General features: G+C 59.7%; 15 protein-coding genes and 1 pseudogene (1 of these 16 running past the window's edge). 10 read left to right on the forward strand and 6 right to left on the reverse strand.

Going from position 1 to position 12,886, the window contains the following annotated elements; all coding sequences use genetic code 11:
* Positions 1-95 carry the 3' end of an RNA polymerase sigma factor gene (locus tag BLW22_RS24190; RefSeq protein WP_065926019.1) on the forward strand. The gene continues 484 nt to the left of window position 1, outside the view, so 95 of the gene's 579 nt are visible here — the last part of the coding sequence; the start codon falls outside the window, past its left edge; its stop codon occupies positions 93-95.
* Between the two features lie 62 nt (positions 96-157).
* On the opposite strand, the gene BLW22_RS24195 is transcribed toward BLW22_RS24190, so the two are convergent.
* Positions 158-850: an EndoU domain-containing protein gene (locus tag BLW22_RS24195; protein ID WP_065926018.1), complete on the reverse strand. Its 693-nt coding sequence runs from the start codon at positions 848-850 to the stop codon at positions 158-160.
* Between the two features lie 214 nt (positions 851-1,064).
* Between BLW22_RS24195 and BLW22_RS24200 the strand changes: the two genes are divergently transcribed.
* From BLW22_RS24200 to BLW22_RS24210, 3 genes and pseudogenes are all read left to right on the forward strand, one after another.
* Entirely contained in the window at positions 1,065-1,688 is a 624-nt protein-coding gene (locus BLW22_RS24200; protein ID WP_027607593.1) for a hypothetical protein, read from the forward strand.
* Between the two features lie 301 nt (positions 1,689-1,989).
* Positions 1,990-3,144 (forward strand): annotated as a pseudogene (locus BLW22_RS24205) (S-type pyocin domain-containing protein).
* Positions 3,145-3,163: 19 nt separating this feature from the next.
* Complete coding sequence (locus tag BLW22_RS24210; RefSeq protein ID WP_370737660.1) at positions 3,164-3,409, forward strand: colicin E3-like toxin immunity protein; 246 nt, start codon at positions 3,164-3,166, stop codon at positions 3,407-3,409.
* 228 nt (positions 3,410-3,637) lie between these two features.
* Here BLW22_RS24210 and BLW22_RS24220 read toward each other — a convergent pair whose 3' ends face one another.
* From BLW22_RS24220 to BLW22_RS24230, 3 genes are all read right to left on the reverse strand, one after another.
* Positions 3,638-4,204, reverse strand: a complete 567-nt coding sequence (locus BLW22_RS24220) for a hypothetical protein (protein WP_074847587.1) — start codon at positions 4,202-4,204, stop codon at positions 3,638-3,640.
* Positions 4,205-4,328: 124 nt separating this feature from the next.
* The gene (locus BLW22_RS24225) at positions 4,329-5,681 is read right to left on the reverse strand and encodes a sensor histidine kinase (RefSeq protein WP_065947194.1); all 1,353 of its coding nucleotides are present in this window, start codon (positions 5,679-5,681) and stop codon (positions 4,329-4,331) included.
* Positions 5,678-6,340: a response regulator gene (locus tag BLW22_RS24230; RefSeq protein ID WP_065926015.1), complete on the reverse strand. Its 663-nt coding sequence runs from the start codon at positions 6,338-6,340 to the stop codon at positions 5,678-5,680. Before BLW22_RS24230 ends, BLW22_RS24225 begins: the two co-directional genes overlap by 4 nt.
* Positions 6,341-6,487: 147 nt before the next feature.
* Here BLW22_RS24230 and BLW22_RS24235 point away from each other — a divergent pair, with 147 nt between their 5' ends.
* Genes BLW22_RS24235 through BLW22_RS24255 form a run of 5 tightly spaced genes read left to right on the forward strand, consistent with a single transcriptional unit; the run spans position 6,488 to position 11,210 of the window.
* Positions 6,488-6,754, forward strand: a complete 267-nt coding sequence (locus tag BLW22_RS24235) for a PepSY domain-containing protein (RefSeq protein ID WP_065926014.1) — start codon at positions 6,488-6,490, stop codon at positions 6,752-6,754.
* Positions 6,754-7,299, forward strand: coding sequence for a cytochrome b/b6 domain-containing protein (locus BLW22_RS24240; RefSeq protein ID WP_074847588.1), 546 nt, complete (start codon positions 6,754-6,756; stop codon positions 7,297-7,299). Before BLW22_RS24235 ends, BLW22_RS24240 begins: the two co-directional genes overlap by 1 nt.
* Positions 7,300-7,321: 22 nt before the next feature.
* The gene (locus BLW22_RS24245) at positions 7,322-8,590 is read left to right on the forward strand and encodes a sialidase family protein (RefSeq protein ID WP_065926012.1); all 1,269 of its coding nucleotides are present in this window, start codon (positions 7,322-7,324) and stop codon (positions 8,588-8,590) included.
* On the forward strand, positions 8,590-9,189 hold the full coding sequence (locus BLW22_RS24250; RefSeq protein WP_065926011.1) for a hypothetical protein: 600 nt from the start codon (positions 8,590-8,592) through the stop codon (positions 9,187-9,189). Before BLW22_RS24245 ends, BLW22_RS24250 begins: the two co-directional genes overlap by 1 nt.
* Positions 9,189-11,210, forward strand: a complete 2,022-nt coding sequence (locus BLW22_RS24255) for an LTA synthase family protein (protein WP_074848239.1) — start codon at positions 9,189-9,191, stop codon at positions 11,208-11,210. The genes BLW22_RS24250 and BLW22_RS24255 overlap by 1 nt, the downstream gene beginning before the upstream one ends.
* On the opposite strand, the gene BLW22_RS24260 is transcribed toward BLW22_RS24255, so the two are convergent.
* Both BLW22_RS24260 and BLW22_RS24265 read right to left on the reverse strand, forming a co-directional pair.
* Entirely contained in the window at positions 11,211-11,585 is a 375-nt protein-coding gene (locus tag BLW22_RS24260) for a c-type cytochrome (protein WP_065926010.1), read from the reverse strand.
* 42 nt (positions 11,586-11,627) lie between these two features.
* Positions 11,628-12,170 (reverse strand): 3-demethoxyubiquinol 3-hydroxylase, encoded by a 543-nt coding sequence (locus BLW22_RS24265; protein ID WP_235865605.1) that lies wholly within the window; start codon positions 12,168-12,170, stop codon positions 11,628-11,630.
* A 198-nt stretch (positions 12,171-12,368) separates the two neighbouring features.
* Between BLW22_RS24265 and BLW22_RS24270 the strand changes: the two genes are divergently transcribed.
* On the forward strand, positions 12,369-12,749 hold the full coding sequence (locus BLW22_RS24270; protein WP_065926009.1) for a response regulator: 381 nt from the start codon (positions 12,369-12,371) through the stop codon (positions 12,747-12,749).
* Positions 12,750-12,886 lie beyond the last annotated feature (137 nt).

Raw genomic sequence — 12,886 nt, forward strand, 5'->3', positions numbered from 1 at the left:
GCACGTTGCTGATCAGTGAGTCCAACGCCCGAAAGCGTGTGCAACTGGCACGGCAGCAATTACGGGGTTTACTCGGTCCGATTTGCGGCACTTGATCCATTGGCAAGCCCCGCAAGAACAAGCCTGCCCCAAATCATTGGGGCAGGCTTTTCCATACTCAGAAAGCCGCGATCGGGAAGGCGGAATTCACCCACCAAACCAAGGCAGCACCAGGTGCAGGGGGAATACCGTTGAGATAGCCGCCAACTGTAAATGCCAGCCCTTGCTCATCAACACAATAAGGATTGGGAACGACGGCGATCACCGTCGGCGCGGAAGGCCCGAAGAAAATCTGGCTGTTTCCCCCACCCATCACCAGGCCAGAGCTCAGGTGCATGAAGGCATAGCGAATCGACGTGACAACCTGCTGTTGCGTGCAACTGTCGGGGAAGAACGTGGAAGGCCCTGCCTTGGCCACCCACGTCCCCGTCGCCACGTTAAGCACTTCTACGTTGGCGTTTGCATAACGGTAATCGTTAGGTGGATTAAGCCCGTAAGGCACCATGTATGTACGAGGACCGATGGTACGAGCGGCAACCGGGTCAAGCGCCAGTGGCCCCACCTGCGGATCATGGTTACCGGGCCGAGAGTGAAACCCCACCGCATTGCCAGCGGCGTTGATCTCGCCACAGAAGATATGCCGTTGGTTTATCTGCGGGTTGCTACGGCTGTTAGGGATAGCCACGTTGCTGACCTGCACCGGTAGCGGGATCACCGCGGCTGAAGCCGCAGCGCAGTCCATCTGCGCAGCAGCCGACAGGCTCAATAGTGCGCTGGCCACACCCGTGGCAACGACGGTAAGTGCGTGCATGACAATACTCCTTTCTGACAATCGGGACGGAATGTCCCTTCGTCAGGACGCAACGCGACTACAGTTGTGAAGCGTACATGACCGCGTCTGCACGGCTTTCTTGCACCGCGAGGAAGAAGTTGAAACAGATCTTCACAAGCGGTGACTCGGTACGTCAGGAGGGATAAGCCAAGGCATGTTGCTCCGGCTTGAACAGGGAACAAGGAGAAGGACAATGACCACATTCAATGTGAACTTTGCTGTCGATGATATGGAAGGCAAGACCGTTCTGGTATTTCTCAAACCCCAACAGCCTCAGCGCGATTATCGGATTCACGCCTGGCAGATCCTGACCGGCTCTGCCGGTGCCACGGAGTCGTTCGACTACGAGGCCATTATTGAAACCGATGTCACCACCCTTGGTGAAAAAGACAGCAATACCATCATCTCGGGCCGTCGCACGCTTAACCCTGGTACCTTGCTTCAGGCGGTCAGCCCTAACGGATTGTCGCCGTACCTTGAGCCGGCGGCGCTTTCACTGGCCAAGGAGAAACTCACACCGCAGCAGTGCGGCATCATCAACAAAACCAACCCGTACCTGCAGTTCGACAGCAACTGGTACGTCAACGGTCGGCCTGTAGTGACCATGCCAAAAGTGGACTCGAGCATGACCGTAAGCTTTGAATACGAGCCCAACTTTTACTTCATGGTGGCAACGCCTCCGATGGTCGGGCAAACCTATATCGTGCAGAACTTCTCGGACATGACCCAGTTCATCGCCCCCATCACCGCCACTGAGGTGAACGTGACGGTAAGCCGTGCCAGCGGCCTGTGGTCGTTCGATTTCGCGCCGATGTAACGTTGAACCACGCGGCGAGCAAATCGCCGCGTGCCTTACCTGACCACACCCGTCCCCTCGCTGCGTGGCGTCTCGCCGGGTTGGATACGGAGAGTGTCATGCCAGTTGAAAACCCGGCCTTCACCGATAATTCCCACATTTGAGTCACTGAACGAAACAAACGAAAATCGAAATAATCGAAGCAGCGCGACTGACTCAAACATCAGTCTACTTTTCCGACACTAGCCAACGAATTAAGCCGATATCAGCTTCTGATCCCCCCTCGTAGCCTCACTCCCTCGCACAAGGAAGTGAGCCATCCATGTCAGAACGCTTTTACCCCCCCACCGAAGAAGAGTTACTCAAACAGCGAATCCTGACCCCACAGCCGTCGCGGGCGCCGTATTCGCCATCTGTTGATTTTTACGAGCCATCCCCTGCTCCGGCACCCACGCCAGCCAAACCTCCCGGCTGCGTCTTCATCAAGCCCTGCCAACTGCCTGACGGCATCACCCATTACTTCAACCCCGCCGATTATGTCCCGTTGGAGCTGATCAAAGAGTACGGCAATTTAAGCCTGCTGGGTGGGCGTGAGGTAGACGGTCGGCGCGCAGTTGCCTTGCGCAAGATCGGTGGCAGTGCACTACCGGCGGGTCTAGGACAGTTGGCGTTGCGTTCGGCGTTTTTTGAGTCGGCAGCCACTGCAGTCGGATCCGTCGCCGGTGGCCTGTTGACGGGTTTGGTGGCGTTGGCCTGGCCATCAGAGTTGGGAGATAGCGCGCTCTACAGCGAGGCGCAATTGCGTTCGATGCAAAGGGCGCGTTCGCAGATGCGTTTGCATATCGAGCAACGCGAGGACGGCACGCTCAAGGGGTATGGGTTTTACACCGGCAATAATCCTGATTGGCAAATGATTGATGTGGTGCAGTTCCAAAGCCGTGGCGATCAATTTGTGGCGGATTTGGGTGAGGGTGTCGAGCTGATCTGGACGCCCGCCGTTGATCCAAGTGACACGCTGGGTATTCCGACCCTGGAGGCTGCGCCGCAAGCACCGGTGATCTGGATTTACCCACCGACGGAGAAAGCGGCGCAGATTCTGGTAAACCCGATTTATCCGCCGGAGTATCGGGATTTTATCCTGGTGTTCCCGGTGGAGTCGGGGGTTCGACCACTGTATGTGGTGGTTAGTGTTAAGGCTGGGGATCACAAGTACTACAGGGCTCCAAATACTGAACAAATAACTGGCTTTGGAAACCTGATAAAAGCAAAACCCATGACTCCCAGATAGGGCGGTGCCGGGCTGAGAGAGCGTTGGATTGAGGAAAAAGGCAGGAGAGTTTATGAATGGGATTCCCAACATGGAGAGTTGGAAGTTTATCTTGCAAGTGATGGGAGCCATTTAGGTGCGTTCAGTCACATAACCGGCGAGCAGCTAAAAGAGCCGAAGAAAAAACGAAACATCAAAAAATATCTATGAGGGACACATGGGACTAAAAATGAGATTGGAATGGTTCGACAGAACCACAGAGCGGCTACGCGGAACGGAGGACTCAGCGGACCTAGGAAACGACTACTCCGTGATTTCTAAACTTGGACTGTCGATAGACGAGGACGTCAATAACGGTATGTTTGAACTGCGGCGGGAATGGCTATCACAGATACAGACACACTTCTCTCATGAAATTGCTCTTTCAGAAAGCGACTACTTCATCGCGTTTGATTACGAAGGTGCAAACGAATAACACAGACTTAGAGAATTCATCTTCATGCGCAGACTGTCGTTCAGGCAGGCCTCCACGAAGTTGGCTTTCACTTCATCCACGAGGACGAAAAAGGAAACGTTTTCGAATCAGAGCATTGGTACTTCGGCGAAGTCAGCACGACCGATGAAGACCCTGGCGGAGAGCGCTGGAAGTATCAAACCTTCAGGTCCTTCCAAGCGCAGCATCCGCATTTGTTCGGCCGTCCAACTAACCCTCTTTCGCCTCACTCCCCTCCCCCCCAATCAGAACCCGTTTCCCCGGATCCGTAATATCAAACACCTGCTGCGCACACGCCGAAGGTTTGAACTGGAACTCCACCAGATACACCTTGCCCTTTTCAGGCTGGAAGCTACTTAGCAGAGGCCCGCAAATGGCGTAGATGCCAGGGCGTGAGTCGGTGGACGAACTGGCAACGGTCAACTTCTTGCCAGGATCTGCCTGGATCTCCAACTGCGGGAAGCGCTTGAACCCAGCGCTGGCCACCGTCTGGTTGAGCTTTGCAATCCAGTTGAAGACGCGGCCTTCACCTGTATCCATCACCGTGCCCAGGGTTTCCATGCGTTGATCGGAGTCGCCTTCGCGACGTATCGAGAACTCGACGGGGGCGGTGCCGCCGTAGGCTTTCATGATGACTTTGGCGTGCTCAGCATCGACAGCCACGGTTTTCTGGCGCAGCTGGATGCCGTCCTTGAGCAGGCTGGGCGATGAGTCACGTGGGTTGGATTGGCAGGCACACAGCGCCAGGGCCAGGGAGAGCAGTGCGATTCGCTTCACGGGAGGATGTCCTTATCAGGGTGACAGATGATGATGACTGGACCAGTGATTAAACAGAATGTTCCGCAGTGGAGCGACCGCGATGCAGGGGCTCGACAGCGCCCACATTTGAGCCGTGATCGCTTCAGGCCTCGCTGAACACCAACCGCGCGCACAACCCGCCCTGCTCACGGTTATGCAACGCCAACCGGCTGCCGATCTTGCCCACGATCATCTCCACAATCGCCAGCCCCAGCCCTGCGCCATTGGCATTGCCACGGCTGTAGAACCGCTCGAACAAACGCCCCATTTCCGCCTCATCAATGCCCGGCCCCTGGTCCTCCACGCTAAGGCAATGGGCACCAATCACCACTTTCACTTCGCTGCCCGGCGGGGAGAAGTTGAGGGCGTTGGTCACCAGGTTTTGCAGGGCGATGGCCAGTGCTACAGGCTCGGTTTCGATCCAGCAGTCTTCATCCCCTTCCAACACCAACTCCACGCCTTTTTCCATGGCCAGCGGTGTCAGTTCGGCGAGTTCTTCGCGCACCAGCTCGGTGAGTTGTACGCGGCTGCGCTTGGGATTGTTCAACTGCGGTTCGATACGCGCCATGGTCAGCAGTTGGCTGCCAATGCGGGTGGCGCGGTCGACGCCGTTGACCAGGAAGTCCAACGCTTCGCGCCGCTGGGCCTCGGTACCGGCGCTTTGGGCGTTCTGCGCGTGGATGCGCAGGATCGCCAGGGGGGTGCGCAGTTCGTGGGCGGCGTCGGCGATAAAACGGCGTTCGCGTTCCAATAGATCATCCACTTGAACCAACAGTCGGTTGAGCGCGGTTTGCATCGGCTCCAGGTCACTGGGCAGCGGCTTGAGGTGCAGCGGTTGCAAAGTCTCGGCGGTTCGCCCGCGAATTTTACGGGCCATGGCGCGCAAGGGTTTGAGGCCCCAGCCGATCACCAGCCAGATCAACACCGTGAGCAGCGGCACGCCGATCAAGGTGGGCCAGAGGGTGTGGCGCATGATGCGCTGGATCACGTCCTGACGAATATCGTCGCGCTCGCCCACCCATATCAGCAGGCCTTGCTGCGGGTCGGCAAGGAGAAAGGCGCACCAGTCGTTGCCGTTGTCCATGATGTCGTGGGAGCCCAGGGTAGCCGGCGGTGCGGCCAACACTGGCGCTTCGGCGGAGCGTACGAGTAATTGGCCGTCGCTGCGCCACACCTGGAAGGTCAACCGGGTTTCATAAGGGTGGGCAACGCCGTCTTCGCCGACACGGCTCATGGCCTGATCGAAGGCCTGGTACAGGCGGTCCCAGTCGGCTTCGCCAGGGTCGCGCTGGCGCAATACGCCTTGCAACAGGCGTGCGCTTTGGGCGAGTTGAGCGTCGTAGACTTCTTCGATTTCATGGTGGCTGTCGCGCAGCACCAGCCAGCTGATCAGCGCGTCGCCCAACAGGATCAGCACCAGGACAGGGATGAGGATACGAGCACGCACGGAGGTCATGGTTTAAGCGCCAGTACATAGCCAACGCCGCGCACGGTGCGGATCAGCTCGGTGGATAACTTTTTACGCAGGTTGTGGATCAACACTTCCAAGGTGTTGCTCTCGACCCGGTCCTGCCAGCCATACAACGCGCGGGACAGGCGCTCGCGGGTCACCACTTTGCCGGGGCGTACCATCAGTTGGTGCAGCAATTGGTATTCCATCGGGGTGACGATGATGTCCGCGTCCAGGTACCGCACTTGCTGGGTAGCTGGATCGAGGCTGACGCCGGCATGTTCCAGCATCGGTTGCGCGCGGCCCTGACTGCGGCGCAACAAGGCGCGCACGCGGGCCTTGAGTTCTTCCACATCGAAGGGTTTGACCAGGTAGTCGTCGGCACCGGCGTCCAGGCCGGCGATGCGCTCGGCGGTGCCGTCGCGGGCAGTGAGGATCAGCACCGGCAGGTCGTGCTGCTCGGCGCGCAGTTGCTGCAACAGGTCCAGGCCATCGAGGCGCGGCAGGCCGAGGTCGAGCAGCAACAAGTCGAAGCTTTCCATGCGCAGGGCATGCAGGGCCGCAACGCCATCCTGCAACCAATCCAGGGTGTAGCCTTCAACGCCCAATGCCACGCGAATCCCTTGGCCAAGGGCACGATCATCTTCGACAAGGAGTAGGCGCATAGCAAAACCTCTGTAGGAATCGGCGGCATCATGCCGGGTTCTGGCCGAGGCTATTTCGGCAAAGATGTTACCGCGCGTTGCCAACTAAGGTTGCGCTAAGGTTGATTTTGCACTGTGAAATCTCCCACATCTGCTGAGAGCTTTTCCATGCGCAAAATTCTCCTGCTGTCCCTGATTATCGCCAGCCCCCTGGCCCTTGCCGGTCCGCAATGCACCACCGCCGAACGCTCGCAATGGCAAGACGAAAAAGCCTTCCAGGACAAGCTCAAGGCCGAAGGCTACGAGATCAGCAAGTTCAAGGTCACCGACGGCAACTGCTACGAAATCTACGGTTTCGACAAGGACAAGCGCAAGGTAGAGATCTACCACGATCCGGTCACCGGCAAGGCCGTGAAGACTGAGATCAAAGGCTGATGCCAGGCGAATCCCTACGCCTGTGGGACCCGCTGGTGAGGCTGTTTCATCTGTCGATCGCCGGGGTCTTTGTCGCCAATTACTTCTTTAACGAAGCAGGCGACGACTGGCATGTCTGGCTGGGCTATTACGCCATGGCCTGGCTGCTGGTGCGCGTGGTGTGGGGATTCATCGGGCCGCGCAGTGCACGTTGGGCGGATTTCTGGCCGACCCCGAAACGCTTGAAAAACCATCTGCGCTCGCTGCTCAACCGCCGCCCGCAGCATCGCCTGGGCCACTCGCCCCTCGGCGCGCTGGTGATGCTGTTGATGTTGCTGGCGTTGCTGGTCGTCGGCATCAGCGGCTTTTTGATGCAGGAAGTGGATGCCCTGTGGGGCGCCGATTGGCCCCTGAAAATCCATGAGACCGCCGCCAATGTGCTGTTGGGCCTGGTGTGCATCCATGTGCTGGCCGCGGTGTTTGAAAGTATCCAGGTGCGGGACAACCTGCCGTTATCCATGCTCACCGGTCGCAGGAAGCGCCTGCCGGATGAGCCTGCGCAGTAATCCTTTTCTCGACAGGTTCTCTATGCGCTCCGCCTTACTGATCTGCAGCCTGCTCGGCGTGTTCCTGGCCGCATGGCTAAGCCATCCGCCCCATGTACTGGCACACTTTGCCCAAGTGGCGCCGAACACCTCGAAGGTGGCGGCGGCCCCGCAATACACCAGCCGTTTTGTGTCCTCGCAGCTCACTGACTTTGTCCACGCTTCCTCGGTCACCGCCCTGCCCGGCGGCGACTTGATGGCCGTGTGGTTTGCCGGTTCGCGTGAAGGCGCCGCCGATGTGCAGGTGCGCACCGCACGCTTCGATGCCCGCAGTGGCGAATGGGGTGCCGAGCAGGTGCTGGCCACGCGGGAAAGCACCCGCGACGGCACCCAGCGTTATATCCGCAAGCTCGGCAATCCGGTGATTGCCCTGGGGCCGGATAAACGCCTGTGGATGTTTTATGTGTCGGTGTCGGTCGGTGGCTGGGCCACCAGTGCAATCAACCTGATGGTGTCCGACGACCTCGGCGCCAACTGGTCCGCGCCCCGGCAGTTGGTGACCTCACCGTTTTTCAACATCAGTACCCTGGTACGCGCCGCGCCGGTGTTCCACGCCGACGGCTCCATCGGCCTGCCGGTGTACCACGAGTTCATGGGCAAGTTTGCCGAGTACCTGTACTTGAGTGCCGACGGCGCGGTAATCGACAAATTCCGCATCAGCCGAGGCAAGAATTCCCTGCAACCCACTATCGTGCCGCTGGATGGCAAGCGCGCGGTGGCGATGTTGCGCTACGCCGGCGACACCCACCACCGCGTCCTGGCCAGCCGCACCGAAGATGCGGGGCAAACCTGGAGCGAGCCGTACCCGCTGGAACCGGCAAATCCCAATTCATCGTTGGCGGCGGTGGGTACCGAGGACGACGGGCTGCTCGTGGCCCTCAACGACCTGCAGGACGGCCGCTTCAAGCTCAGCCTCTACGGCACCGACGCCCAGCTCAGCCAATGGCGCACCGTGGTGCAACTGGATGAGTCACCCGACCCGCTCGGCCAACCGTTCTCCCCCGAGGCCTATAAAGCAATCATCGGCGAAGGCTTCCGCGCCTCCAGCGGCGCCAAACGCCTGCCGCTGGAACAGCGCTTTCTCAGCAACCTCGATTACCGCGTATGCAAACCCCAAGGCTGCGATTTCGAATACGAGTACCCGTACTTCAGCCGCAGTCCGGACGGCATGTACCACGTGGTGTACTCGTGGAATAACACCTTCATCAAACATGTCAGCTTCAACGAAGCCTGGCTGGCAGAGCGTCTGTGATGGTTTCTGTGTGGCAGGCCCATTTGAGTTTTGTGCTGCTGGGGTTTGTGCTGTTGAGCGCGCTCAGGTTTACCGCTCCCTGGCGGCCATGGCTGCTGCCGGTGCTGGTAGCGGTCAGTTTTATCCCGGTCAACGAGCTGCCGCTGGCGGCGTATGTGCGCAGTTTTACCGATGACCTGGCCATCTGCACATTGGTGCTGTTGGCGTGGGTCATGCTCAGCCGCCTGGGCTTAGTGCAACCGCTCGCTCGTCGGCATCAAGTGCAGACGTTGCTGCTGTTTGGCCTGCTGAGCCTGGTGCTGTACCCGGCCACGTTGGGCCTGACCTACTTCGACCCGTACCGTTGGGGCTTCAACCCGCGACCGATGATCGCCCTGATGGCGGCGGCCGCACTGTTGATGCTGTGGCTGCGTAATACGCTGGCGGTGTGGATGCTGGCGATGGGCACGTTGGCTTTTGCGTTACGGCTCAAGGCGTCGGAAAACTATTGGGATTATCTGGTCGACCCGTTGCTGACCGGTTACTGCCTGATCGCCGGCGCGGGGCTGCTGATCAGCGCCGCCTGGCGCCCTCTTTTGAAATGGCACCGGGGTCAATGATGAGTGCGTTGCAATCACGCCGCCTGCGCTACGGCCTGGGCGCGATCGGGTTGGTATTTGTGTTGCTGGCTGCGTTGCGGCTGGTGTTTGTGCTGGTTTTTTCCGGCCTGGACTTGAACACCCCGGGGCTGCTGGAAACCCTGGGAATCGGCCTGCGTTTCGACCTGCGCCTGGCGGTGTTGATCCTGCTGCCGCTGGCCGTGCTGGCGTGGTTGCCGCGCTGGAACCTCACCACCCTGCCGGCCCTGCGCTGGCTGGCGCGCGGTTATCTGGTCATCGCGCTGGCGGGGGTGGGGCTGATGTACATCATCGACTTCGGCCACTACGCCTACCTCGGCGTGCGTATCAATGCGACGGTGCTGCGTTACCTGCAGGATGCGCAGATTTCCCAGCAGATGGTGTGGGAAACCTACCCGGTACTGTGGATAACCGCCTGCTGGCTCGCGGCGGTGGCGCTTTGGGTCTGGGCGTTGGTCTGCCTGGAGCGGTTGACCCTGGATCGAGCGCCCACCGCCATCAGCAAACCGGCACTGGCGCTGGTGAGTGTGATGGGCGTCGTCGCGGTGCTGCTGGCCCTGCTGGGCCGTGTCGCCCATCTCAACCTGGAAAACCCGGTGCCCCTGCGCTGGAGCGATGCCTTCTTTGCCGGCAACAGCCAACTGGCCGCCGTGGGCCTGAACCCGGTGCTGTTTTTGTATGACACGCTCAAGGTCGGCCAATCGCAGTTCGATGAGGCCCAGGTCCGCCAGTATTACCCGCAAGTCGCCGAATACCTGGGCGTGCCCCAACCCGATGCCCAGTCCCTGGACTTCATCCGCGAACAAGGCGTGCAGCCCTATCGACTGGCCGGCGAGCGCCCGCCCAACGTGATTTTCGTGATGCTCGAATCCCTCGGCACCAGTGCCGTGGGTGCCTATGGCAACCCGCTCAACCCCACGCCGAACCTGGACAAACTGGCGACGCAAAGCTGGTTCTTCAAACACTTCTACGTCCCCGTCACCGGCACCGCGAAAACCGTGTGGGCCAGCATCACCGGCGTGCCCGACGTCACCCGCCAGGAGACCGCCACGCGCAACCCGTTGATCACGCGGCAACACACGTTGATCAATGCATTCGAGGGCTACCAGAAGTTCTACATGATCGGCGGCAACGCCGGCTGGGCGAATATCAATGCACTGATCCGCCAGAGCATCGACGATGTGCAACTGTTCGAGGAGAGCGACTGGCAATCGCCACGGGTAGACGTGTGGGGGATTTCCGACCTGGACCTGTTCAAGGAAGCTGACGATCTGTTGAGCACGCTTCCCAAGGACCAACCGTTCTTTGCCTACCTGCAAACCTCCGGCAACCATCGCCCCTTCACCATCCCCAAACACAACGATGGCTTCCAGCTCAGCCACGTGACGCTGGAACAGGCCCAGGCCGCGGGCTCCCGCAGTGTCGAGCAGTACAACGCCGTACGCCTGCTGGACTACAACATCGGCCGGCTGATGGAAATCGCCAAGTCCGGTGGCTACTACGACAACAGCATCTTTGTGTTCTTCGGCGACCACAACACCCGCATCAGCCAGATCCCGCACATGGCGCCGGCCTTCGAACAGCTGGGCCTGGAAAGTAACAACGTGCCGCTGCTGATCCACGCTCCCGGCCTTGCGCCTCGGGTGATCGAGGAAGCTGTAGGGCTGGCCGACCTGCTGCCCACCGTGGCCGGCATGGCAGGCGTACCGTTTCGCAACGGTGCGATGGGCCGGGACATCCAGCAACCGGCGCCCGAGGGCGAACGCGTGGTGCCGCTGGTATTGCGCGAAGGCACCTTCCCGATCATCGGCGGCGTGACCCGGCACTTTTTGCTGCAGATGCAGCACGACGGCAGCTCACCCACCTTGCATGACCTGGCATCACTCACCCCGCGTGACGATGTGGCCGCGCAGCACCCCGAGGAATTCCAGCGCCTGCAGGCACTGACCCGTGGGCTGCACGAGAGTGCGCGATTGATGCTGTTCAGGAATGTGCGTGAGTGATTACTTGGATTGGAATGTCTCGAGGTACGCCAGGATATTGTCGATTTTTTCCGGGTCGCTGATGCCCCAGAAAATCATGCGCGTACCACTCACCACCTTTTTGGGCGCTTCGATGTAGGCCGCGAGCTTGTCGCGGGTCCAGACCACACCGGAGTTTTTCATCGCGTCCGAATATTGATAGTCGGCGGTGGTGCCGGCAGGTCGGCCGATGATGCCGTTGAGCTCCGGGCCAAAGCCACCGCGTGCGCCTTCGCCGACGCTGTGGCAGCCGCCGCAGGTCTTGGTGAAGAGTTTGCCGCCGGCCTCGGCATCGCCGGCGGCATTGGCGGCGCTGGTGTTGAGAATCAGCGCAAGGGTCAGCAGGACGTACTTCATGGGTGACTCCACATCGGTGTTGGCGGCGATTATGCCTGTTTGTCAGGAGCGCATGCCCATCCAGATCACCGCTTCGGTCCACGCCGTCACCACCGGCGTCAGCGCACGAAACCAGGGATCCTGCACATCGATCTGCGCAGCCGAGTGGTCATGGTGGTGTTGCTCTTCTTCAACGATGGAAGCAATGGCCGTCACGGCCAGTGGGTCGATTTCGCGTAACGCATGAAGCTGATGAGCCAGGTGCTTGAGCACCACGCTTTCCACCGCGACGGTGGTGGCAACAATAGCCTTGCGCCCGCACACCCCGGTGAGCAGGCCCAGCACCAGCCCGCCAAGGCCGCAAAGCCAGTAGCTGCGGCAGCGTCGGTAACCCCGTCGTTGCAACTCGGCCTGGAACACCGCGCGATGGCGACGTTCGTGGGACAGGAATTCCTCGAGCTCACCCACCATGCCGGGTACAAACAATCGCGCCATAAACAGCTGGCCGCTGTAGATACAGATCGCGCCATGCTCGCCGGCGTGGTCGACTTTGATCATGCGATTGCCCAGGTCAGGGTCGATCAAGGGGGCTGCGGAAGCGTTCACGGTTGACGACCTTGTGCGAGGGCCCACGGGATTCGGGCCGATCCTGATTGCAGAGCGCCGGTATCCTGCCGTACCTCCGCGCAAATGCGCAACCTAGACCCTCGAAACTGACCACCCATCGCCCCATACGCATCCAATCGAACCTAACCGGCCCCGTTCCACTCCACCTTACTGAACCCTGATGGTGGAGTAAGGATCATGGCTCAGCCATCGATTTTGGTATTGGAAGACGACGAGATCATTCGGTCGTTGATGGTGGATGTACTGGAGGATTTCGGCGCGGTTGTGACGTCTTTTCCTTCAGCCGATGAAGGAATGATTTACCTGGAACGCGGCGATGATCCGGTGGACTTGATTGTCAGCGATGTGCAGATGCCGGGTTTGCTCAACGGCTATGACTTGAGCCGGGTGGTGGCGCACCGTTGGCCATCAGTGCCGGTGCTGCTCACCTCGGGCAACGCCAGACTCGCGGAGCAATTGGGTGGCTCCGTGCGGTTCCTGCCCAAACCGTGGAGCACCGAGCATTTACTTGAGTGCGTGCAAACGGCATTGACCCAGCAGGGGGCGTCCATGCATTGATAGCGTCGCGATATCATTGATGCCGAACTTCGCAGCAGCCCTTATGGTCACTTACTTAAGCAGGGAGCGACTTTTCTGATCCGCTGGTCAGCCTTTTCGCCTTGTGCGTTCAGCTGATGCTTATGTGTTGTGTAGAA

Source organism: Pseudomonas marginalis, assembly GCF_900105325.1.
Lineage (GTDB): Bacteria > Pseudomonadota > Gammaproteobacteria > Pseudomonadales > Pseudomonadaceae > Aquipseudomonas > Aquipseudomonas marginalis.

Coding starts and splice junctions, on each gene's coding strand:
- BLW22_RS24230 (WP_065926015.1), bottom strand. CDS start 6,340: ATGCGCCTACTCCTTGTCGAAGATGATCGTGCCCTTGGCCAAGGGATT.
- BLW22_RS24255 (WP_074848239.1), top strand. CDS start 9,189: ATGAGTGCGTTGCAATCACGCCGCCTGCGCTACGGCCTGGGCGCGATC.
- BLW22_RS24250 (WP_065926011.1), top strand. CDS start 8,590: ATGGTTTCTGTGTGGCAGGCCCATTTGAGTTTTGTGCTGCTGGGGTTT.
- BLW22_RS24240 (WP_074847588.1), top strand. CDS start 6,754: ATGCCAGGCGAATCCCTACGCCTGTGGGACCCGCTGGTGAGGCTGTTT.
- BLW22_RS24270 (WP_065926009.1), top strand. CDS start 12,369: ATGGCTCAGCCATCGATTTTGGTATTGGAAGACGACGAGATCATTCGG.
- BLW22_RS24200 (WP_027607593.1), top strand. CDS start 1,065: ATGACCACATTCAATGTGAACTTTGCTGTCGATGATATGGAAGGCAAG.
- BLW22_RS24210 (WP_370737660.1), top strand. CDS start 3,164: ATGAGATTGGAATGGTTCGACAGAACCACAGAGCGGCTACGCGGAACG.
- BLW22_RS24235 (WP_065926014.1), top strand. CDS start 6,488: ATGCGCAAAATTCTCCTGCTGTCCCTGATTATCGCCAGCCCCCTGGCC.
- BLW22_RS24245 (WP_065926012.1), top strand. CDS start 7,322: ATGCGCTCCGCCTTACTGATCTGCAGCCTGCTCGGCGTGTTCCTGGCC.
- BLW22_RS24225 (WP_065947194.1), bottom strand. CDS start 5,681: ATGACCTCCGTGCGTGCTCGTATCCTCATCCCTGTCCTGGTGCTGATC.
- BLW22_RS24195 (WP_065926018.1), bottom strand. CDS start 850: ATGCACGCACTTACCGTCGTTGCCACGGGTGTGGCCAGCGCACTATTG.
- BLW22_RS24260 (WP_065926010.1), bottom strand. CDS start 11,585: ATGAAGTACGTCCTGCTGACCCTTGCGCTGATTCTCAACACCAGCGCC.